Source organism: Staphylococcus simiae, assembly GCF_017357005.1.
Classification (GTDB): Bacteria; Bacillota; Bacilli; order Staphylococcales; family Staphylococcaceae; genus Staphylococcus; species Staphylococcus simiae_A.
The window spans coordinates 336,955-360,843 of record NZ_CP071589.1 but is presented as its reverse complement, the minus strand read 5'-3'; the positions used below and the strand labels follow the sequence as shown (position 1 = coordinate 360,843).

Here is a 23,889-nt window from a genome sequence, read left to right as displayed (position 1 = left end):
CTTTTATATCATTCGAAAGACAGAGCTATACAAACTGTAATATGTGAGAGTAGTTAATATTATATGAGTTATAATATTTTTCGCATCACATCTATCGGTATTTCGTTTAGTATTATGCTTAAAAAAACCTATATATACAAAATATTTTGGCACTCTAACAAGTTAGACGAATTAATTTTCATTTAATTAATTCGTCTAAAAAATAGAAAATCCGTATTTTTAACAATAGCATACAAAAAATCACCCCATTTATTGAGCTGACCCCAATTAGTGGGAATAAAATAAAAACACTTCCGTTGAATTCGTGTAAAATGAATCTAAACGGAGGTGTTTTTCTATGAAAAGAGTATCTTATTCATTAGAAACTAAAAATAAAGCTATTGAAATGAAAAGTGCTGGTTATACTTCAAAACAAATTATGGAGACCTTAAATATTAGAAATAGAACACAGGTCGATACATGGTGGCGTTGGTATCGAAATGGAGAAAGTTATAGATTTTCTCAACAAGTAGGAAAACAGTACAGTTATGGCAAGGGTATTGAAGAATTAAGTGAATTAGAAAGACTAGAATTAGAGCTTAAAAGAAAAGATGTTGAATTGGACATTTTAAAAAAGTACAAAGAATTGGAAAGGAAGTGGTTCCAGTAGTAGTTATAGAATTAGTAGAAGAATTGAAGGATAAGTATTCAACCAAAATGATACTTGAAGTTTTAAACATACCTAAATCAACATTTTATAGATGGAAAAAGAACCAAAATAAAATAGATCTTATTACTGAAAAAGTCATTGAATTATGTGAAGAAAACAACTATACCTACGGTTATCGAAAGATTACAGCGCTAATTAATCAATCATCTTCTGTACCTGTTAATCATAAACGAATTCAGAGAATTATGCAGGAGAACAATTTGAATTGACGAGTTAGACCTAAAAAGGCTAAAAAAGCTGGATCTGCTTATTATAAAACAGATAATTTATTACAAAGACAATTTAAAGCTAATCAACCAATGAAGTTACTAACTACTGACATTACTTATTTACCATTCGGTAATTCAATGTTGTATTTATCTTCGATTATGGATCTTTACAATGGAGAGATTGTGGCATATAAAATAGGATCTAAACAGGATCAAAATTTAGTTAACGTGTAAATGTCAATAAAAGAATGTACAAAAATGATTGTTTAAGAATGTACAAAAATGTCATTCTGTCTTTTCAACTTTCACAAAATGGTCTTTTAACCGATAAGACTTCCCAGTTATTTTTATGACATTTGAGTGATGTAATATGCGATCTAAAATGGCATTAGCTATTTTAGGGTCTTCAAATATTTCATTCCATAAATTGAAATTAATATTTGTAGTAAAAATGGTACTTTTCTTCTCATATCTTAAATCAATCAGTTGGAAAAAGAGTTTGGCATCTTCACTATCAATAGGTAAATAGCCTATTTCATCAATAATTAGTAATTTATATTTACTATAGTGCTTGAGTCTATTTTCTAACCGATTCTCTAATTGAGATTTTTTCAAATTTTGTATTAAATCATGACATTTAATGAAATACGTACTTACTCTTTTTTTCGCTGCTGACATACCAATTGATGTAGCTAAATGGGTTTTACCTACACCACTTGGACCTAAAAAGACAATATTCTGATGGTTTTCTATAAATCGTAAATGAGTAAAATCTACGATTTCTTGTTTATTGACGTTAGGTTGGAATGAAAAGTCAAAGTCGCACAGTTCCTTTTTAAAAGGGAATGCTGCTACCTTAACCATTGATTCAATCATATTCTTTTCTTTAACTGCGATTTCATAATCACTCAATTTAATTAAAGTATCAATAAATGATAAATCGTTAGTGATACTAAAATCTATCACTTCATCTAAATGAGTAATCATTTGATTCATTTTTAGATATGACAGATTATCTTTTAAACGTTGGTAGTTAGTAATATTATTCATCATACATCTCTCCTATCGTTTTTAAATTATCTAAGGCCAGCTGATTAATATCATCATGGTCTCCATAGGAGACAGCTAGCGTTTCTAAATAGTGTTGTTGCTGATAATTTAATTTATGATGGGTAATAGGATGCTCAACGATTAATTTGGTGTTATAATAAACAAACAAACGTTGATCATAAACTTGAACTTCAACCGTTTTTCCATAGTATTCAGCAGGAACTGAGTACTGATTGGAGCGATATGTAATCATATTCGAACGATTGACTTTCAAATATTTATGTTCTACTTTATATGAGTTTCTTACATGGACATTGGGTAATGGCTGTAAGAAGCTCTTTTCTTTTTTTACTTCAATAATTGGTATTTTTCCTGTCCCATTATGCACTGAGTAATTCAAACGATCATTTAATTCGTCAATAAATTGTGGAATTTCATGTAAGTATAATTGTCCTTGATAGGCATGAATTTCATCTAATATTTTCATAATGGATTCAACTTTACCTTTCGTTCTAGGACGACCAGCTATACACGGCTTCACTTTAAAATTAAAATCATCAGCGAATTGTTTGAATTTAGGATTAACTTGTCCACTAAACGTTTCAGTCCTAGGTTGACTCATCACTGTTTTCATATTATCTGTAACAAGTTCCTCTGGAACACCTTCAATAGATTCAAAAGCTTGAACCATTAAATTAAGTAATACATCTAATGATTTACTCATCGTAACTTGCATAATTTTGAAGCGTGAATATGACAGGAGTAAAACACCAATATTTAAAGATACCTCTTGATGATCCTTCGTTTTAAATCTTATATCTTCCTTCCAATCAAATTGAGCTTGGCAACCTGGTTTTGTTTCAAATCTAGTTGTTCCAACAGGCGTTGACTTTTGTCGTCCTTTTTTAAAATAATTATTGAATAAATCATGTTTTCTTATATATGTTCTAAATGTGGAATACGCACAATTTAGACCATGATTATCTTTAAGGTATTGCCATAACACGCGTTTATAAAAGAATTTCTGTTCACATTCTTCAGACAACAATTCTTTTATTAAATCATAATAGGGATCAATTTTAGATTGTTTTTTTCGATTAACCGAAGGTTTAAAGCCATTTAAATATTTATCTATTGTTCTTCGATCTACATTCATTTGTCTTGCGATTTCACTTTTATTAATTTTCATGTTTAAGCTCTCCATAACAATTTTTAATTTTGGTAAATCTGAAAGAGTTGTAACTTCATAATCTGTATTTATATCTAAAGATAATTTCATTGTTATTCACCTCAATAAAATTATCTCTAAATTTTACAGATTGTACATACTTAAACAGTCAAAAGTGTACATTATTAAATTATCATTTCCAGTTAACGAAACATTAAATCAACTAGATATACCCGAGGGTTGTATACTACATAGCGATCAGGGAAGTGTGTATACATCGTATTCTTACTATCACTTATGCGAAGAAAAAGGCATTGTCAGAAGCATGTCCCGTAAGGGAACACCTGCTGACAATGCCCCGATAGAAAGTTTCCATTCCTCGCTAAAGTGTGAAACCTTTTATCTCAACAATGAGCTTAGTAGCTCTAATAACATTGTAATCGATATTGTGGAAAAATACATTGATTATTATAATAAATTTAGAATTCAACAAAAACTAGGCTACTTTTCTCCTATAGATTTTAGAAAATTAGCAGCCTAGAATATAGTGTTTTTATTAAGTTCCCGTTTTAAGGGTTCAGTGCCTTATTTAGGGTGATTTTTTATTTTAGTTATCTTCTTCATTTTTTAAAACTTTACCAGATTTAGCATCTATAGTAATTTCATGTTTAGTGTTATCTTTTTTCAGATCCATGTTGTAAACAAGTTTGCCATCGTCTTTATCCAATGACCATTCTTTGATGTCACCATCAAATTCTTTTTGTCCTTTTTTGATTGCTTCTTTATAGTCAATAGCATCGCTATATTTGAAATTATCACTTTTATCTACAGAATCTTCTTTTTCGGTACTTTTATTTACAATTTTTTTATCTTTATCTGCAATAATCACTTCAGATTCTTCACCAGTTTTTTGTTGTGCAATTTTATATGTCCAATCACCATTTGTTTTTTCAAAGGCAATTTCTTTTAATTCTTGACCTTTATAAGTGTCTTGCGCTTTTTTTACAGCCTCTTTAGGGCTTGTTTTGATATCATTTAATGCAATAACTTGCTTAGTAGTATTTGAATTACTATTGCTAGAATCTGATGATTTAGTATCCTCTTTAGCAGCGTCATTGCCACATGCCGCTAAGACTAATGCTCCCATAGATAATACTGCTAATGATTTAAATTTCATAGTATCACTCTCTCTTCTATATTTTGAAATGCTTACTTTAACTTTCTTGCCTATATATATCATTAATTACCCGTTATAATTATTTTTATTCATATTTATAACAGTTAAAATTAATACACGATAAACATTAAATGCAAAAGTAAATATTGTTCTATAAAAATAAATTACATATTATGGTTTGTAAAATGATTCAGTTATTCACTATTCAAGTTAGCTTAGATTATCTATTATCCATTTTTTATTTCCTATTATGTAATCAGAAAGACTTGAAACTACAAAGACGCATAGTGAATTGTGACCAAAATCGTCATAAATTTATTATTATGTGCTTGGTACTAATTGTCTGGACTATTTGACGCATATAAAACAACATTTAGTGATTTTAGTCAGCCTAGCCAACATAGATGCCAACTGCCATCAACATCTTTTAAGGATTACAGTCGACACTCATAGGAAGCTAACATAAAGAAACTGCAAAACATTTTCAACGAGCAATGCAGGGACCCATCATAAAAAAATTTATAAAAAGATTACAGTTGCACTATAAGTACAACTACATAGGGACCCAACACAGAAAAACTGGTTTCCAGTTTTTTCATGCAATGCAGGTTGGGCAAATACTACTAAAGATTATAAATCTAACATTAATGATTACAATTGCTTGCTAGCGCAACAATTGCATAAGAGCTAGTAAAGATTATAAATCTAACATTAATGATTACAATTGCTTGCTAGCGCAACAATTGCATAAGAGCTAGTAAAGATTATAAATCTAACTAGCTCTAAAAGTTTACAGTTTATTAATTCATAATAAACTGCATAAGATTTTATAATTGACTTGGCTTTTAAAACACAAAAATAACCCCATAAGCCTTGAGCTTACGGGGTTTAAAGTTAAACAATATCTTATTGTTCTTCTTTTACATATGGTAATAAAGCCATATGACGAGCACGTTTAATAGCTATAGTCAACATACGTTGATATTTAGCTGAAGTGCCAGTTACACGACGTGGTAAAATTTTACCGCGTTCTGAGATAAAACGTTTCAATAATTCAGTGTCTTTATAGTCGATATGTGTAATACCATTTGCTGTGAAATAGCATACTTTTTTACGACGACGTCCGCCTCTTCTTGGTCCACCTGCCATAGTTAACTGCCTCCTTTGAATATTATTTTATGTGTTTTCGATTATTTTAATTAGAATGGTAAGTCATCATCACTAATATCGATAGGTCCATTAGCATTAGCAAATGGATTATCGGATTGTTTAGTGTTAGATGCGTTATTGTTCGAATTGTTTTGTCCTGATTGTTGACCACCAAATCCTTGACCGTAGTCTTGGAATTCATTTTGTTGACGTTGGCCACCATTATGTTGAGCATTTTTAGGTTCAAGGAATTGAACACTATCACACACAACTTCAGTAACAAACACACGACGACCTTCTTGATTTTCATAATTACGAGATTGTAAGCGACCATCTACACCAGCTAAGCTGCCTTTTGATAGATAGTTATTAACATTATCTGCTTGTCTTCTAAAAACAACACAGTTAATGAAATCAGCTTCACGTTCACCTTGTGCATTCGTAAAAGTACGATTGACTGCAAGAGTGAATGTCGCTACACTCACACCTGAGGGAGTGGTTCTGTATTCCGGATCTTTCGTTAAACGACCTACTAATACAACTCTATTTAGCATTTAAACGCCCCCATCTAATTATTACTTATCTTGGTCTTCACGAATAACCATATAACGAATGATATCGTCATTGATTTTAGCTAAACGTTGGAATTCGTCAGTAGCTTTGTTATTATCAGTTTTAATACGTACGATATTGTAGAATCCATCACTGAAGTCATTGATTTCATAAGCTAGGCGACGTTTACCCCAGTCTTTTTCTTCTAAAACTTCTGATCCTTCTGAAGCTAAGATACCGTTAAAACGTTCAACTAACGCTTTTCTAGCATCTTCTTCAATGTTTGGGCGTACGATGTACATAATTTCATATGTTCTCATTTTATATTTGCACCTCCTTGTGGTCTATACGGCTTATCAGAAAATAGATAAGCAAGGAATAATTTTCATTACTCACAATTTAGAATTATATCATGAGCTATTACTTTTTACAATGAAAATTGAATTAACTATGTATAATTATTACATCTTTATTTACTTATATATTGCTAAGTTAAATTAAATATTAACTTTACAGATACGAACATACGTTCTATAATTGAAGTGAGGTGTTAGTAATGAAATTAAATTTGGACTGGAATAAAGACTTTCAAGAATTTCAAGATATTTTAAATAGTGGTATTAATCCTGAATGGCTATACTCTGCTAAAGCTAATTTAATTCTGCAACCAGCCTATACTGGTGAAGGTAAACAATTCTTTAGTACTCAAGATATTATAAAAGCAAGTCATATCATACCTTTCTTTTAAGTTAAACGTATCCGTACATAACTAGTTATAACTAAATATGATTGCTAGCTCACAATGACATAAAAAAAGGCGAACATTAAAAGTTCACCTCGCAAAATAAGTCAATTATTATACATTAAATCTAAAGTGAACAATGTCACCATCTTGCATAATATAGTCTTTACCTTCTAAACGTTGTCTACCCGCTTCTTTAGCCCCATTTTCGCCACCATATTGTACATAGTCATCATAACTTGTGACTTCTGCTCTGATAAAGCCACGTTCAAAGTCAGTATGAATGATACCAGCGCATTGTGGTGCTGTCATACCTTGTTTAAACGTCCAAGCACGTACTTCTTGTACGCCAGCAGTGAAATACGTTGATAAGCCTAGCAACTCATATGTTGTTCTTATCAATCTATCTAACCCTGGTTCCTCGATTCCTAAATCTTCTAAGAACATTTCTTTATCTTCTTCATCTAACATAGCAATTTCTTCTTCAATTTTCGCACTAATAACAATCACTTCTGAGTCTTCTTTAGTAGCGTATTCGCGAATTGCTTTTACTTTATCATTATCTTGATCACCAATTTCATCTTCTCCAACATTAGCAATGTATAACATTTTTTTAGATGTAAGTAATTGTGCTTGGTTAACCCATTTTTGGTCTTCGTCATTAAACTCTAAACTTCTAACAGGTTTACCGTTTTCTAGAGCCTCTTTAATTTTAGTTAAAATACGAACTTCCATTTCAGCTGTTTTGTCTTTTTGACGTGCCATTTTTTCAATACGTGGCAATCGTTTTTCAACAGATTCTAAATCTGCTAACACAAGTTCCATATTAATAACTTCTATATCATCAATTGGATCAACTCTTCCAGAAACGTGTGTGACATTATCATCATCAAATGCACGAACAACTTGACATATAGCATCGACTTCTCTTATATGAGATAAGAATTTATTTCCTAGGCCTTCACCTTTTGATGCACCTTTAACAATACCAGCAATATCTGTAAATTCGAATGTAGTAGGTATCGTTTTTTTAGGTTGTACCATTTCTTCTAATTTCAACAAACGTGTATCTGGTACTTCTACGATTCCAACGTTTGGATCAATTGTTGCGAAAGGATAGTTTGCAGCTAAAGCACCTGCTTTAGTGATTGCATTAAATAATGTTGATTTACCAACGTTAGGCAAACCAACGATTCCTGCTGTTAAAGCCATGACTCATTCTCCTATCTATTTGTATCATTATGAGATACTACAATTTTTTTCATTTTTTTATCAAATGCCTGACGTGGAATCATTATACTTCTTTGACAATTTTCGCACTTAATTCGTATATCAGCGCCCATTCTAATTATCTTAAAGCGATTAGTTCCACAAGCATGTTGCTTTTTCATTTCTACTATATCATTTATTCCGTATTTTGACGTCATTAAATATGACCTCCATGTATTATAAACTACTTATTATCATTTTCAATGCTATTATATGCTGCATATAGTGGCTGTGGTGTTTTTATACCTTCTTGTATAAACATTTTTTGTGCTTCTTTACGAATAATTCTAGCTCCCGAAGCACCTTCTCCAGGTATTGTTTCAGCTGAAACTCTTAATGTAATTCTAGTATCTTCGAATGCATCAATACCTAACACGACTGGATCAGAAACAAATAGATAATACTTACTACGTAATGATAAAAATAATTTATTTAATTTTTTCTCTACTTTATCTATATTCTCATCCACTGATACCGGAATTTCTACAATCGCTGTTCCATTGGTAATAGAGAAATTGGTTATCTCTCCCATACTGCTATTAGGTAATATGGTTAATTCCCCAGAGATTGTATTAATACGTGTAGATCTCAAGCCGATTGATTTAACAGTACCTTCAGCAACTGTTGTACCACCATTATTAATCTTAACATAGTCACCCACATCAAATTGACTTTCAAAAATAATAAAAAAGCCTGTAATAATATCTTTAACTATTGTTTGCGCACCGAAACCAACAGCTAAACCGACAACACCTGCACTGGCTATAACGCCTTCAACACTTATACCAAATTTACTTAGTATAGTAGTAATTACAATAAACCATACGATATATTTCACTACATTTTGTACTAATGTAATTAATGTTTTAGAACGTTTTTTATTACCTTTTTTACTTTTATTTTGTATTCTAAATCCTTGTTCAATCATTTTATCTAAAATTTTAATAACTATAATCGCAACTATGATATATATAAGAATCATAGTAATTTTCGTCGCTATATTTTCATATGTTTCAATTTTTGTAAGCGGCTCAAATAATGATGAAATAATATTCATAACTTGATTCATTTATACTAATCTCCTTTCGTTATCTTTATATTACTAATATTTTATATTGAATCACTTCATAAAAAATCAGACTTTCGCTCTATAAAATTCATTGTTTTCCCAGCTCTTATGTATACATAAAGAACTATTATAATAAAGGTATGCTTTATTTACCATAGTTAACATTCAATTGTTTGATTAGTATTTCGAATTCTTCTTGAGATTTAAATTCAAACGTAATTTTCCCAATGTTATTAGTAGTAGATATATCTACTTTAGTTCCATATTGTTCCTTTAGCTGTCTTTCTTGTTGTGCAATAAACTTAGGTTTACGATATTGTGCTTTACCCTCACCTTTTGTTTCATTATTATTTTGTTTTATTCCACTAATATATTGCTCTAATTGGCGGACGCTCCAATGTTCTTTAATAACTCTTCGAGCAATTGTGATCATATCATTTTGATTTTTAATTGCTAATAAAGTTCGACCATGGGCACCTGACAAGTCACCTTTTTTAACCATTGCCATAATACTTTGTGGTAAATGTAATAACCGCAACATATTTGCTATATACGGTCTAGATTTACTTAATCTTTTAGCTACTTCTCGTTGAGTGATGTTCAACTCTTGCATTAGTCTTTGATAACTTTCCGCTTCTTCTATCGCATTTAAATCTTCACGCTGCAAATTTTCTATGACTGCAAGTTCCATCATATCTTCGTCTGATAAGTCTTTGATAATGGCTGGAATTGTTGTTAAACCAGCTAATTTAGATGCTCTAAATCTTCTTTCACCAACGACGATATAATATCCTTGTATCGTTTTTCTAACAACAATAGGCTGTAATATTCCATATTGTTTAATAGAGTCCGCTAAATTATTTAAATGCATATCATCAAACGTTTTACGTGGTTGATAAGGATTCGCTTTAATTTGTTCTAATTTAATTTGAACTACGTGTTCATCTTCCGATACTATTAATCGCTGATCATCATTCGTTACCAATCGACTCACTTCACTTTTCTAAATTTCTATATAACTATATTTTATGTATTCTACCTTTACGGGACAACCTTTAGACATAAATTATTTAATAAATGTTATATGTCTTTATTAACAACCAATCGTTTTTAGTAATACGATAATTTAACTGTTAAATCAAAATTTTCTGAAAAGTTGTTGACAAATCATTTTAATCTATGTAATGTAATAAATAACTTATTACAACTTAACGATACTTAAACACAATAAAGAGGAAAGTAAAACTTACACTGCTTATACAGAGAGTCTTTAATAGCTGAGAGAAGATTTTGAAAGAAAGTTTGAAAATGGCCTTGGAGTGTTGATACCAATATGAGGTATCTACGGGTTCGCCCGTTATAGCGATACAGTATTAACATTTATGTTACAATGGCGTACTGGAATTTTACGTCACAATAATACCGTTAATACTCATTTAAACATACATTAAATGAGTTTTTTTAATATTATTGTGCCTACCTTTCAGTCGTGATTAATATAAATGGCGTACTGAACGAGGTTATTTTAGTGATAAAGTAACAAATAAAGGTGGTACCACGAAACCTAAGCTTTCGTCCTTTGCATCCGATTAAATTAATTGGGTTCAAAGGACGGAAGCTTTTTTTATTATTTTTTAGGAGGCATTAATTATGAAAGATACTGAATTAGCACAAATTGCACTTACCCACGATCACACTGGTGCAATTGCAAATCCTATATATCTATCTACCGCCTATCAACATCCAAGTCTAGGTCAGTCAACTGGATATGATTATACAAGAACTAAAAATCCGACACGAAGTGCATTTGAGGAAAGTTTCGCTAAATTAGAAAGAGGAAGTGCATCATTTGCTACATCAAGTGGTATGGCAGCAATTCAATTAATTTGTAATTTATTTAAACCTAATGACGAAATTCTTGTTTCTTTCGATTTATATGGTGGTACGTTTCGCTTATTTGACTTCTATGAACAACAATATGGCATTAAATTTAAATACGTTGATTTCTTAAACTACGAAGAAGTTACTAATCAAATTACAGCTAATACTAAAGCGTTATTTATTGAACCTATATCTAATCCACAAATGATTGCTATAAATGTGGAACCTTATTATCAATTAGCGCAGAAACATCATTTACTAACTATTATAGATAATACGTTTTTAACACCTTATCTATCTACACCATTAGAAGAAGGCGCAGACATTGTATTACATTCTGCTACAAAATATATTGGTGGTCATAACGATGTACTCGCTGGTGTCGTCACAGTTAAAGATGACAAATTAGCACAACAGCTATTTGATTTTCATAATATGATTGGTGCTACGTTATCTCCGTTAGATAGCTACTTATTACAACGTGGACTTAAAACGTTACATCTACGTATAGAACGTAGTCAATCTAATGCACAGCAATTAGCTGCCAAATGCCAAGAGCTGGAAGCTATTGATCAGGTTCTTTATAGCGGTCGTACGGGTATGCTGAGTTTACGACTAAACAGAGACTATAACGTCGCTAAATTTTTAGAAAATTTAGAAATTTGTATCTTTGCTGAAAGTCTTGGTGGTACAGAAACACTGATTACATTTCCATATACACAAACTCATGTAGATATGCCTGATATCGAAAAAGATAAACGTGGTATCGATGAATACCTTATTCGCTTATCCATCGGCATAGAAGATTACAAAGATATTGAAAGAGACATTATTCAAGCTTTAAAACATTCATATGTTGGAGGGATTATATGACTTTATCTAGAGAAACTGAAGTGATATTTGATTGGCGTCGAGGGATTGATTACCATTCTGCTAATCCACCTTTATACGATTCATCAACATTTCATCAACAACAATTAGGTGGCCAAACTCATTACGATTATGCTCGCAGTGGCAATCCAAACCGTACATTAGTTGAAGAAAAATTAGCGCGTTTAGAGCATGGCGACTATGCTTTTGCATTTGCCTCAGGCATCGCAGCAGTGTCTGCCGTTCTGTTAACATTTAAATCTGGTGATCATATTATCTTGCCTGATGATGTTTATGGTGGAACATTCCGTTTAACAGAACAAATCTTAAATCGTTTCAACATAGCATTCACAACCGTTGATACAACAAATCTTGAAGCAATCACACAAGCTATACAACCTAATACTAAATTAATTTATTTAGAAACACCTTCAAATCCCTGTTTTAAAATAACAGACATTGAAGCAGTATCAACTATAGCTAAAGCACATAACTTACTCGTAGCTGTTGATAATACCTTTATGACACCACTTGGTCAGTCCCCTCTAACACTTGGGGCAGACATCGTTATTCATAGTGCTACTAAATTTTTAAGTGGTCATAGTGACTTAATTGCTGGTGCTGTCATTACAAATAACAAAGTCATCAGCGACGCATTATATTTAATTCAAAACGGAACTGGTAATGCTCTATCAGCACAAGATAGTTGGATGTTAGCTAAGCATTTAAAAACATTGCCTGTCAGATTTAGTCAATCTGTTGCCAATACTCGAAAAATCGTAGACTTCCTAATCAAGCAAGATGAAATAACAGAAGTGTATTATCCAGGACATAATGTGACTCACTTAAAACAAGCTAACAATGGAGGTGCTGTCATAGGTTTACGTTTAAAAGATGAAACGAAGGCTCAAGCATTTGTCGATGCTTTAACATTACCTCTTGTATCAGTAAGTTTAGGTGGTGTTGAAACAATATTATCTCACCCAGCAACAATGTCTCATGCGGCACTACCAGAAGAAGTAAGGCAACAACGAGGTATTACATTTGGTCTATTCCGTCTCAGTGTCGGTTTAGAAGATCCAGATGAGCTGATTGCAGATATAAAATATGCACTAAAGGAGGCATTTAATGAGTCAATTTCTCACACAATTGAAAGACAACATTTTAGTAGCTGACGGCGCAATGGGTACAATTCTTTATTCAGAAGGTATTGATACTTGTCCGGAAGCTTACAACTTATCTCACCCAGACAAAATTGAACATATCCATCGTTCTTACATTGCTGCAGGTGCTGATGTTATTCAAACGAATACATATGGTGCTAATTTTGAAAAATTAAAGAACTTTGGACTCGAACATAAAGTGAAAGACATTCATCAAGCTGCCGTGCGTATTGCCAAGAAAGCAGCAACCGATCACACATTTATCTTAGGTACCGTTGGCGGGTTTCGTGGTATTAAACAAGATGATTTAAGTTTACAATCTATTCTTTATCATAGTGAAATTCAAATTGATACATTAGTTGAAGAAGGTGTCGATGCACTATTGTTCGAAACTTACTACGATTTAGAAGAATTGACTCAGATCATCAAACATACTAGACAGAAATATGATATTCCCATCATTGCTCAATTAACTGCTTCCAATACTAATTATTTAGTTAATGGTACAGATATCAATAGTGCACTTAAATCAATCGTTGCTTGTGGTGCAAATATTGTTGGACTTAATTGTCATCACGGTCCACACCATATGCAAGAATCGTTTACACATATTGAATTACCGGATCAAGCATTCTTATCTTGTTATCCAAATGCTAGTTTACTCGATATAGAAAATAGTGAAATTAAATATAGTGATAACGCACAATACTTTGGAACTGTAGCGCAACAATTAGTTAACGAAGGTGTTCGTTTAATTGGCGGTTGTTGTGGTACAACGCCAGAACACATTAAATTTATTAAATCATCTGTTGCTAACCTTAAACCAATTAATAGTAAAAAAGTTGTACCTATTACTACGTCTATACGTTTTAACCAATCATCAACACAGACTAAACAAAACTTGACATCCAAAGTACGGGAACGACCAACAGTTATTGTCGAATTAGATACACCTAAACATTTAGACACGACTAAATTTTTCGATAATATCGCTAAATTAGACAAAGCAAACATTGATGCTGTTACTTTAGCAGATAACTCACTCGCCACAGTAAGAGTAAGTAATATCGCTGCAGCAAGTTTAATTAAACAATATTACAACATTGAACCGTTAGTACATATAACTTGTCGTGACCGCAATTTAATTGGCTTACAATCTCATTTATTAGGCTTATCGTTAATAGGTGTTAACGAAATTCTAGCCATAACTGGTGATCCTTCTAAAGTTGGCCACCTACCTGGAGCTACTAATGTCTATGATGTCAATTCTAAAGGATTAACTGAACTGGCATTACGTTTTAATCAAGGTATTAATACAGATGGTGATGCGCTGAAGAAATGTACACACTTTAATATCGCTGGCGCCTTCAATCCTAATGTACGTAAATTAGATGGCGCTGTAAAAAGATTAGAAAAGAAAGTAGACAGCGGAATGTCTTACTTCATTACACAACCAGTGTATAGCAAAGAAAAAATAATAGAAATTTATCATGCCACTAAGCACCTAGATACACCATTTTTCATAGGAATTATGCCTATAGCAAGTTATAAAAATGCTCTATTTCTACACAATGAAGTGCCTGGTATTAAAATGTCAGATGATATTTTAGCACAATTCGAAGCGGTTAAAGATGATAAAGCAAAGACACGACAACTTAGTTTAACGCTATCAAAAGCATTAATTGATACTGTTCATCAATATTTTAATGGTTTATATATCATTACGCCGTTCCAAAATGTTGAAGACTCATTAGAACTTGCAGCATATTCAAAATCTATTACCACTCATAAGGAGGCAATATTATGACAACAATTACAACATCAAACTTAGGATTCCCACGTTTAGGTAGAAAAAGAGAATGGAAAAAAGCTATCGAAAGTTACTGGGCACAAAATATTACTAAAGCAGAATTAGACCAAACATTAACAGATTTACATAAAGAAAATTTATTACTTCAAAAAAACTATAACTTAGATAGTATCCCAGTTGGTGATTTCTCTTTATATGATAATATCTTAGATACTTCTTTATTATTTAATATCATCCCAGAACGTTTTCAAGGAAGAGACAACAACGACGATTTGTTATTCGATATTGCCCGTGGTAATAAAGAACATGTAGCTAGTGCTTTAATTAAATGGTTTAACACAAATTATCATTATATCGTACCAGAATGGGATAATGTTGAACCTAAGGTCGTTCGTAATGTTCTATTAGAAAGATTTAAATTTGCACAGTCTTTAAACATCAATGCACATCCTGTCATCGTAGGACCTATTACTTTTGTAAAATTATCTAAAGGTGGTAATCAAACATTTGAAGAAAAAGTACAAACATTATTACCATTATATAAAGAAGTCTTCCAATCGTTAATTGATGCAGGCGCTGACTATATTCAAGTAGATGAACCTATATTAGTTAACGATGATAGTGAAAGTTATGAAAATATCACTAAAGAAGCTTATGACTACTTTGCTGAAGCTGGTATAGGTAATAAATTAGTAATTCAAACTTACTTTGAACGTGCACATGTTAAATTCTTAAGTTCTCTACCTGTGGGTGGTCTAGGTTTAGACTTCGTTCATGATAACGGCTATAACTTAACACAAATTGAAGCTGGTGATTTTGACCGTTCTAAAACGTTATATGCTGGTATTATTGATGGTCGTAATGTGTGGGCATCAGATATTGCTACTAAGAAGTCACTCATCGAAACGTTATTAACTTATACAGACAATCTTGTGATTCAACCTTCATCTTCATTATTGCACGTACCAGTCTCTTTAGACGATGAAACGTTAGATACTAATATTGCCGAAGGATTGAGCTTTGCTACTGAAAAATTAGATGAATTAGATGCCTTACGTCGTTTATTTAACAATCAAGACAGCACTAAATATGATAAGCTAAAATCGCGTTTCGATCGTTTCCAAAACCAATCATTTAAAAATCTTGATTATGATTTTGATAGTGTTCGTACTTCAAGACAATCAGCATTTGCAAAACGTATCGAGCAACAGCAACAACGTTTGAATCTACCTGATTTACCAACAACAACAATTGGTTCATTCCCTCAAAGTCGTGAAGTTAGAAAATATCGTGCAGACTGGAAAAACAAACGTATTTCTGATGAAGCTTACGAAACATTTTTAAATAATGAAATTGCACGCTGGATTAAAATCCAAGAAGATATCGGGTTAGATGTACTCGTACATGGTGAATTTGAACGTAATGATATGGTTGAATTCTTCGGAGAAAAACTTCAAGGCTTTTTAGTAACTAAATTTGGTTGGGTGCAATCATACGGTTCACGTGCTGTTAAACCACCAATCATTTATGGAGATGTCAAATGGACTGCCCCATTAACAGTTAAAGAAACAGTATATGCTCAAAGTTTAACTGACAAACCTGTCAAAGGTATGTTAACTGGTCCAGTAACGATTCTTAACTGGTCATTTGAACGTGTGGATATACCACGTAAAGTTGTACAAGATCAAATTGCTTTAGCTATTAATGAAGAAGTATTAGCACTTGAAAAAGCGGGTATTAAAGTCATTCAAGTTGATGAACCCGCATTAAGAGAAGGCTTACCTTTACGTTCAGAGTATCACGAACAATATCTTAAAGACGCTGTTTTATCATTTAAACTTGCAACATCATCTGTGCGTGATGAAACTCAAATTCATACACATATGTGCTATTCTCAATTCGGTCAAATTATTAACGCTATTCATGATTTAGATGCTGATGTCATCTCTATTGAAACGTCACGAAGTCACGGTGATTTAATTAAGGACTTTGAAGATATCAATTATGATTTAGGAATTGGACTAGGTGTTTATGATATCCATAGCCCTCGTATTCCTACTAAAGAAGAAATTACAACAGCAATTGATCGTTCACTACAACAAATTGATCGCTCTTTATTCTGGGTGAATCCAGACTGTGGTTTAAAAACAAGACAAGAAGATGAAGTAAAAGCAGCATTAACTGTATTAGTTGAGGCCGTTAAAGCTAAACGTCAAGATAAAGACGGTCAAGATATTGCATAATTAATTAGAAACGGGTGATGGCATGACACAATATCCTTTATGGCAACAATTACAAACTTTAAAACAGTCAACTTGGGTAGATTTAACACATACCTTTGATCCTGATATTCCACGTTTTAGTGATTTTGAAAAGGGAGAAGTTTCAACACTGTTCACTGTTAAAGATCATGGATTCTATGTTCAAAGATGGAATATCGTAACACAATATGGCACACATATCGATGCGCCTATTCATTTTGTAGAAAATAAACGTTACCTTGAAGATTTAGAATTAAAAGAGTTAGTATTACCGCTTATCGTCTTAGACTTTTCACAACAAGCAGCCACTAATCATGACTTTATAGTGACACGTGCACACATAGAAGCGTGGGAACAACAACACGGTATCATTGAGCCAGATACTTTTGTGGCCCTACGTACAGACTGGTCTAAACGCTGGCCTGATATTGCACAATTTGAAAATAAAGACGCTGACGGTCAACAACATGCACCTGGATGGGGCTTAGATGCACTTAAATTCTTATTTGAAAAACGTCATATCCAAGCCATCGGACATGAAACCTTTGATACAGATGCCTCTATAGACGTTGTCAAAAATGGAGATTTAGTGGGTGAACGCTATGTTCTTGGACAAGATAAATATCAAGTTGAATTATTAACTAATTTAGATCTTTTACCTACACGTGGCGCCATTATTTATTCTATTAGCCCTAAACCTAAACATGCACCCGGATTCCCTGTGCGTGCATTTGCCATTAAACCTTCATAACTATAGCAAAAGGAGCAAAGTAACTTTTGAATCGTTACTTTGCTCCTTTTATTTATGCTTGCTTATTCAAATAGTTTAATATTTAGATACTATTGCTGCCACAGCTTGTCCTCCACCAATACATAATGATGTTAGACCCGTTTCAACATCATCATTTAATTGGTGTAATAAAGTTACTAATACTCTAGCACCAGATGCTCCAATCGGATGACCTAATGCAATCGCACCACCTTTAACGTTAACCTTTTCTTTAGGCAATTGTAATTCACAATCAACAGCAATCGATTGTGATGCAAAAGCTTCATTTAATTCAAAAACATCAATATCTGCTATAGCTTTATTACTACGTTGCAATACTTTTTCAATTGCGCCAACGGGTGCAATACCCATGATTGATGGGTCCACGCCATGACTACTAAATCCATCAATCACTGCTAATGGTTCAATATTCAATTCTTGAGCCTTTTCTTCAGACATAACTAACATCATCGCTGCACCATCGTTAATACCTGATGAATTGCCAGCAGTAACAGAACCGTCTTTCTTAAACGCTGGTCTTAGGCGACTTAATTTTTCTAAAGAGGCATCTGCTCTTATCCCTTCATCTTTAGTGACAACAATAGGATCTCCTTTACGTTGTGGAATAGACACAGGTACAATTTCACTATCAAAAGCCCCAGCTTGTTGTGCTGCTACAGCTTTTCGTTGTGATTCAACAGCAAATTGATCTTGCTCTTCTCTGCTAATATCATATTGCTCTACTAAATTTTCAGCAGTAATGCCCATATGATACTGATTAAAAACATCTGTTAAACCATCATAAACCATACTATCAATCATTGTTTGGTGACCCATTTTAAAACCAAAACGTCCTTGGTTTACTAACATTGGTGCTTGTGACATATTTTCCATACCACCAGCTATGACAATATCATTATCTCCAGCGATAATAGATTGATATGCTAGTTGAATTGACTTTAAACCTGAACCACATACTTTATTTACAGTAAATGATGGTACGGTTTCGGGCAGACCACCTTTCATCGCTGCAATACGTGCTGGATTTTGTCCTTGTCCTGCTTGTAAGACATTCCCAATAATAACTTCATCCACATCTTGCGGATTAATATTTGTTTGTTTTATTATATGTTTGATTAATGTAGCACCTAAATCATAAGCTGGCACATCTTTAAAAGCACCACCAAATACGCCTATAGGTGTACGATATGCAGCCGCTAATACGACTTTAGTCATGGCATATTCATCTCCTTATTTATATATAAGCATGTCAAAGCATGATGTAATTAATCATCTGTAGATTCAACACACAAATTTTCAATTACGCCATAACTTCAACTAGCTTTAATAGTCATTTATTTATGATATAACAAAACCTATTATACAATGTAGTAAATTGTTTGAGCAATTTTAAACGCAAACGGTTTCAAATTACTACTCTAATAGCTATTATAATTTGTCATAAATGATACTTCTTCACGCTTTAACCTTTGATTCCAATTAATAAAAGCTAGCCCATCACAAATCATGTTACATTTCTAAATTTATTTATGTTAATTAACACTTTAAATATTACTTATCCCTTTTTTCTTGATATAACGCTTGTCGGCATCTTGTTTTATCTATAATGCCGCCTTAAAATAGAGTAATAGTATTCTATTGAAAACATTTTGCAACACAATGATTTATCAAGCTCCTTTTTACTCCTAACATCTCACATATTCAATTTTTAGTAATTTAAATTTTTAATCTTATACAACAAGGAAAGGTGATATTACTTTGAAGAAAATATTGGGTCGTTTAGGTTTTGATAACAAACATAACTTTATTGGCTTTTTAACAGTTATAACAGCAGGTCAATTGATCTATTCTAGTTTCGAAGCATTTAAAGGAACATTCTACAACCTATTATTAGAAGTATTGAATGTTTCCAATGCTGAACTTGGAACTTTATTTAGTTTAATTGGTATTGCAGTATTCTTTTATATTCCGGGCGGTTGGATTAACAATCGCTTTTCAATTAAATCTATTTTGATATTTGGTTTAGTAGTTAGATTCATTACTATGTCAGTCATTATTTTCTTTACACCTAATTTCACGGTGCTTAAATGTATAGCAATTATTTGGGGGCTAATTGACGCTGTCTTTTGGCCAGCAGTCTTAAATGGTATTATATTCTTTACTCATCAAAGAAACAGAGGTATTGGTTTTGGTTTGTTAGAATCGATACGTCGAACGCAAGAAGTATTAATGAATTTACTTATTGTTGGTGTCATGGCAGTAATTAGTGGACTAGCAGTCTTTAAAGGCGGCATGTTGTTCTATAATTTATTAATCATTCCACTAATATACTTAATCATTCGTTATATTCCAACAAATGGCATTGCAGCAAACCACAAATTAAAACACCGTTATGAAATCAATCGCAATTTAGAAAGTGAAGATATTGTCCGTGATAATAAATCTTTAGAAGCTTTAAAAGGCTTATTGCATGTTCTATTTACACAACCTAGGATTTGGCTAGCTTCCATTGGCGGATTAGCGGCATATTGGAGTTATATTATATTAATTTACACTGTCCCTTATTTACAAAGTGTTTATCATCTTTCTCCAAATCAAACAGCCATTTTCGGTATTATTAATACTGGTGCAATGGGCATTGTTATGGGTCTCAGCGCTGGATTAATATCTGATTATATTTTTAAATCTGCTACAAGAATGATGTTCACTGCTTTAGCTCTATGCATTATATCATTATCATTGGTGGCATTTTTCAAAACTGGTATCATTTTTAGTATTATTTTATTATTAGCATTTTCAATCGCAACATTTTTAGCAAACAGTATTATTTTAGCACCCATATCTGAAATTAATCTACCTGAAAAATATACTGGTGCTGCAATGAGTTTAGGTTCATTTGCAACGTATGCACCTATCTTTTTCGTTTATCAAATGAACGGTACGTTACTTGATAAATATCACTATAATATTGAGTTAGCTTATCATTTGATATTTAGAATTGGTATAGTCGTCGATATTATAGGTGCCATTGCTATATTGCTACTACTGATTATGAATCATCGTAAACCTAAAAATTCACAAGCATAACTATAGTTATCATATAAGAAATAAACTTTGGGATTAGTTATTACGATACTTCCAATTAATAAGAAAAAACGCTTACGTTAAATTCGTGAGTTGACCACAATTAGGGCTCTATAATAAATCGGACTAATAGAGAATTTTTAATTATTTTCTATTAGTCCGATTTTTGTATTTTGAATATGAAAAAAGCGCAATTATCTCTATAATTAAAAGTGACCAAACAAATAATCTAAGGAGATAATGCGCCTATGCAAAATTTTATATCAGATACACTTAATATGGAAGACCAAAACATTATTTATAGCGAAAAATTAACTAAAAAACATTATAAAGGGAAATTATGTAAATTTTACTATGGTACTTTAAGAAATAATATTGATGAATGTCCGTTTTGTCATACTGAAAATACAGACAATCAAATCGTTAAAAATGGTAAAAAAGTATCTAGAATTACGATACCTAAGGTATCTGAATGTCCAGCTTATTTAATGTTAAGTAAGCAACGCTATTTGTGTAGAGCTTGTCATAGCTATTTCACAGCGAAAACACCAGAAATAAATCCATATTGTCATATTTCAAATAATACACGTCTAGCAGTTATCGACAAAGCTGTGGATGTGAGATCAGAAGTATCTATTGCACGCTCATGTTCAGTTTCAACGGCAACAGTATCACGTTTTATTGATCAAGCAGCAGATTATTTAAAACAATCACCGTATGCTTCACTACCCAAACATCTAATGATGGATGAGTTTAAAAGTGTCAAGAACGTTTCGTGTCATATGAGCTTTATATTCGCTGATGCACAAACACATCAAATTATAGATGTTGTTGAAGATCGTCGACTTCAATCACTCAAAACTTATTTTTACCGCTTTTCTTTAAAAGATAGACAGCAAGTAAAGACAGTGACTATCGATATGCATGAACCTTATATGACTTTAATTAAAAAACTATTTCCAAACGCTAAAATTATTATCGATCGTTTCCATATTGTTCAACTATTAAATCGAGCTTTAAATAGTATTCGTGTAGCCGTTATGAACGTATTTAAAGACCTAAATAAACCACTATATAATAAATATAAGCGTTACTGGAAACTTGTACTTAAACCACCCGAAGACTTAGAATTGTATGAATATAATAAGGTACCTTTGTTTAAAGAATGGAAGACGCAAAAAGGCATCGTGACATACTTGTTAGACCAAGATGATACCCTTAAAGAGACCTATGAAGTGATTAATAATTTAAGACATGACTTGAAACATAGCCAATTCGACTCATTTAAACAAACCATAGAACAGTTGAAACTTTCAGACTTGCATCCATCATTAAAAACAGCCATTAAAACGTTGAAAAAACATGCTTGTTTCATCGAACATACTTTCAATTATATCAATTTGACCAAAGGTCCTATTGAAGGTATTAATAATAAAATTAAACTTATTAAACGTACATCTTTTGGTTATGGAAATTACAATCATTTGCGCAACAGAATTCTCTTATGTTCAAAACTATATGCACCTGAAATCGAGTAGGAGGATAACCATTATTTGATTATCCGTCCTCTCACACCACCGAGCGTACGGTTCCGTACTCGGCGGTTCAATATCTTGCGTAAGCCGTCTCTGCGAGTTGGGTTAATGGTTCTAACCCCCACTTGTAGAGACGTTTTGTTGTAAGTGCACGATGAACTTCATGCGTTGATGATAAGCGCCAGTATTTCTTTCTTGAATTGGCAATTTTCATTGCACTCTTATGGTCAAGTCCATACTTACGTAACATCTTATATTTGGTTTTTATTCTTTTCCATCTTTTGAGGATTAGTTGTCTAATGCGTCGGTTTAACCATGATTGTAACTTCGTTACAAAACCTGTAATAAATCCTTTACCAAAGTAATTTATCCACCCTCGTGTTACTTGATTAATTTCTGATATAATCTCTTTAAAGGTACCTGGTCTATTTCGTTTCGTTAGACGTCTTAAGGTGCGTTTTAAATTTCTTCTTGCTTCCATAGTCGGTCTGAAACGATAAGTGCCATTTACTTTGGTCATTAGACAACTCAAGAACTTTAAACGTGTGATAGAACCTACCTTGCTCTTTTCACTATTTACAATAAGTTTAAGGTCTTTTTCGATAAACTTTGTCACACTTTCCATGACACGTTGACCCGCTCGTTTTGTACGTACAAAGATGACGAAGTCATCTGCATAACGAACAAAGCGATGACCACGTTTCTCCAATTCATTATCTAATTCGTGAAGATAAATATTACAAAGTAACGGGGAAATAACACCACCTTGCGGTGCACCTATTTCTCTACTTCGATAATTACCATTGAGGTCGATTGCACCAACCTGTAGGCTTCTACGAATAAATTTAGAAATGGCTTTATCTTGAACATGTCGTTCAAATAGATACATTAATTTATCATGGTTCAACATATCAAAGCACTGTTTTAAATCACAATCAACTGCAACTAAGTAACCTTCTTCATAGTATGTTGCACATTCTTTAAGTGCAGTTCCTGTACTACGATTCGGTCTAAAGCCATGACTGTGTTTTGAGAAAGTACGGTCGATACTAGGTTCAATGACTTGTTTAATGGCTTGTTGGATAACTCTGTCTCTTGCGACAGGGATTCCAAGCACGCGCTTTTTCCCATTTGATTTAGGTATTTCAACCTTTCTTACTGCTTGTGGCTTATACGTGCCATCAAGCAGTTTTTGTTTAATTTGTGGAAAGTATTTTGCGAAATGTGATGTTAATTCACTTACTCGCATGCCATCGATGCCAGGTGCACCGTTGTTTTTCTTCACTTTCTTAATTGCTTTTTGTATATTATTCTCTCTTACAACAAGCTCCATCATAGATGGAGACTCACGATACATTTCTTTCATTTCACCTAAGATTTACTGTACGCACTCATATATCC

20 protein-coding genes, 2 pseudogenes and 1 other annotated feature are annotated in these 23,889 nt (G+C 32.6%); of the genes and pseudogenes, 10 read left to right on the top strand and 12 right to left on the bottom strand.

The annotated features are described in order from the left end of the window. Positions 1-337 precede the first annotated feature (337 nt). Positions 338-1,146, top strand: a pseudogene (locus tag J3R86_RS01535) (IS3 family transposase); the annotation flags it as partial. A 57-nt stretch (positions 1,147-1,203) separates the two neighbouring features. Here J3R86_RS01535 and istB read toward each other — a convergent pair. Beyond that, complete coding sequence (istB, locus tag J3R86_RS01530; protein ID WP_207516745.1) at positions 1,204-1,968, bottom strand: IS21-like element helper ATPase IstB; 765 nt, start codon at positions 1,966-1,968, stop codon at positions 1,204-1,206. Next, a complete protein-coding gene (istA, locus tag J3R86_RS01525) occupies positions 1,961-3,247 on the bottom strand; it encodes an IS21 family transposase (protein ID WP_207516747.1) in 1,287 nt (428 codons plus the stop codon). Before istA ends, istB begins: the two co-directional genes overlap by 8 nt. 91 nt (positions 3,248-3,338) lie before the next feature. On the opposite strand from istA, the pseudogene J3R86_RS01520 reads away from it, so the two are divergent. Further along, positions 3,339-3,677 (top strand): annotated as a pseudogene (locus J3R86_RS01520) (transposase); the annotation flags it as partial. 66 nt (positions 3,678-3,743) lie between these two features. Here J3R86_RS01520 and J3R86_RS01515 read toward each other — a convergent pair. The 4 genes from J3R86_RS01515 to rpsF all read right to left on the bottom strand — a co-directional run bounded on the left by J3R86_RS01515 (position 3,744) and on the right by rpsF (position 6,334). Continuing rightward, on the bottom strand, positions 3,744-4,313 hold the full coding sequence (locus J3R86_RS01515; protein WP_207517766.1) for a PepSY domain-containing protein: 570 nt from the start codon (positions 4,311-4,313) through the stop codon (positions 3,744-3,746). 906 nt (positions 4,314-5,219) lie between these two features. After that, positions 5,220-5,462, bottom strand: coding sequence for a 30S ribosomal protein S18 (rpsR, locus tag J3R86_RS01510; RefSeq protein ID WP_002464877.1), 243 nt, complete (start codon positions 5,460-5,462; stop codon positions 5,220-5,222). A gap of 50 nt (positions 5,463-5,512) precedes the next feature. Further along, positions 5,513-6,016, bottom strand: a complete 504-nt coding sequence (ssb, locus tag J3R86_RS01505) for a single-stranded DNA-binding protein (protein ID WP_207517765.1) — start codon at positions 6,014-6,016, stop codon at positions 5,513-5,515. Between the two features lie 21 nt (positions 6,017-6,037). After that, positions 6,038-6,334 carry a 30S ribosomal protein S6 gene (gene rpsF, locus J3R86_RS01500; protein WP_207517764.1) on the bottom strand — a complete coding sequence of 99 codons (297 nt, stop codon included), beginning with the start codon at positions 6,332-6,334 and terminating at the stop codon, positions 6,038-6,040. A 236-nt stretch (positions 6,335-6,570) separates the two neighbouring features. Between rpsF and J3R86_RS01495 the strand changes: the two genes are divergently transcribed. Beyond that, entirely contained in the window at positions 6,571-6,762 is a 192-nt protein-coding gene (locus tag J3R86_RS01495; protein WP_207517763.1) for a hypothetical protein, read from the top strand. A gap of 108 nt (positions 6,763-6,870) precedes the next feature. Here the strand turns inward: J3R86_RS01495 and ychF are convergent, their stop codons facing one another. The 4 genes from ychF to J3R86_RS01475 all read right to left on the bottom strand — a co-directional run bounded on the left by ychF (position 6,871) and on the right by J3R86_RS01475 (position 10,088). Beyond that, positions 6,871-7,968: a redox-regulated ATPase YchF gene (gene ychF / locus J3R86_RS01490; RefSeq protein ID WP_207517762.1), complete on the bottom strand. Its 1,098-nt coding sequence runs from the start codon at positions 7,966-7,968 to the stop codon at positions 6,871-6,873. A gap of 11 nt (positions 7,969-7,979) precedes the next feature. Next, on the bottom strand, positions 7,980-8,183 hold the full coding sequence (locus J3R86_RS01485) for a DUF951 domain-containing protein (RefSeq protein ID WP_207517761.1): 204 nt from the start codon (positions 8,181-8,183) through the stop codon (positions 7,980-7,982). A 26-nt stretch (positions 8,184-8,209) separates the two neighbouring features. Beyond that, entirely contained in the window at positions 8,210-9,094 is an 885-nt protein-coding gene (locus J3R86_RS01480) for a mechanosensitive ion channel family protein (protein WP_207517760.1), read from the bottom strand. A 145-nt stretch (positions 9,095-9,239) separates the two neighbouring features. Next, positions 9,240-10,088 carry a ParB/RepB/Spo0J family partition protein gene (locus tag J3R86_RS01475; RefSeq protein ID WP_207517759.1) on the bottom strand — a complete coding sequence of 283 codons (849 nt, stop codon included), beginning with the start codon at positions 10,086-10,088 and terminating at the stop codon, positions 9,240-9,242. 224 nt (positions 10,089-10,312) lie between these two features. Continuing rightward, positions 10,313-10,677: a binding site (T-box leader), on the top strand. 67 nt (positions 10,678-10,744) lie between these two features. On the opposite strand from J3R86_RS01475, the gene J3R86_RS01470 reads away from it, so the two are divergent. From J3R86_RS01470 to J3R86_RS01450, 5 genes are read left to right on the top strand one after another with little or no spacing between them, the layout of a single operon-like run. After that, positions 10,745-11,848, top strand: a complete 1,104-nt coding sequence (locus tag J3R86_RS01470) for a PLP-dependent transferase (RefSeq protein ID WP_207517758.1) — start codon at positions 10,745-10,747, stop codon at positions 11,846-11,848. Beyond that, a complete protein-coding gene (gene metC, locus J3R86_RS01465) occupies positions 11,845-13,020 on the top strand; it encodes a cystathionine beta-lyase MetC (RefSeq protein WP_207517757.1) in 1,176 nt (391 codons plus the stop codon). The genes J3R86_RS01470 and metC overlap by 4 nt, the downstream gene beginning before the upstream one ends. After that, positions 12,974-14,815, top strand: coding sequence for a bifunctional homocysteine S-methyltransferase/methylenetetrahydrofolate reductase (locus tag J3R86_RS01460; protein ID WP_207517756.1), 1,842 nt, complete (start codon positions 12,974-12,976; stop codon positions 14,813-14,815). The genes metC and J3R86_RS01460 overlap by 47 nt, the downstream gene beginning before the upstream one ends. Further along, on the top strand, positions 14,812-17,061 hold the full coding sequence (gene metE, locus J3R86_RS01455) for a 5-methyltetrahydropteroyltriglutamate--homocysteine S-methyltransferase (protein WP_207517755.1): 2,250 nt from the start codon (positions 14,812-14,814) through the stop codon (positions 17,059-17,061). The genes J3R86_RS01460 and metE overlap by 4 nt, the downstream gene beginning before the upstream one ends. A 22-nt stretch (positions 17,062-17,083) precedes the next feature. Further along, positions 17,084-17,830, top strand: a complete 747-nt coding sequence (locus J3R86_RS01450) for a cyclase family protein (protein ID WP_207517754.1) — start codon at positions 17,084-17,086, stop codon at positions 17,828-17,830. A 75-nt stretch (positions 17,831-17,905) separates the two neighbouring features. Here the strand turns inward: J3R86_RS01450 and J3R86_RS01445 are convergent, their stop codons facing one another. Then, the gene (locus J3R86_RS01445) at positions 17,906-19,084 is read right to left on the bottom strand and encodes an acetyl-CoA C-acetyltransferase (RefSeq protein WP_207517753.1); all 1,179 of its coding nucleotides are present in this window, start codon (positions 19,082-19,084) and stop codon (positions 17,906-17,908) included. A 543-nt stretch (positions 19,085-19,627) separates the two neighbouring features. On the opposite strand from J3R86_RS01445, the gene J3R86_RS01440 reads away from it, so the two are divergent. Next, positions 19,628-20,956: an MFS transporter gene (locus J3R86_RS01440; RefSeq protein WP_207517752.1), complete on the top strand. Its 1,329-nt coding sequence runs from the start codon at positions 19,628-19,630 to the stop codon at positions 20,954-20,956. 245 nt (positions 20,957-21,201) lie between these two features. Continuing rightward, a complete protein-coding gene (locus tag J3R86_RS01435; protein ID WP_207517751.1) occupies positions 21,202-22,491 on the top strand; it encodes an ISL3 family transposase in 1,290 nt (429 codons plus the stop codon). Positions 22,492-22,558: 67 nt separating this feature from the next. Here J3R86_RS01435 and ltrA read toward each other — a convergent pair whose 3' ends face one another. Then, on the bottom strand, positions 22,559-23,845 hold the full coding sequence (ltrA, locus tag J3R86_RS01430) for a group II intron reverse transcriptase/maturase (RefSeq protein ID WP_207518488.1): 1,287 nt from the start codon (positions 23,843-23,845) through the stop codon (positions 22,559-22,561). Positions 23,846-23,889: the final 44 nt, after the last annotated feature.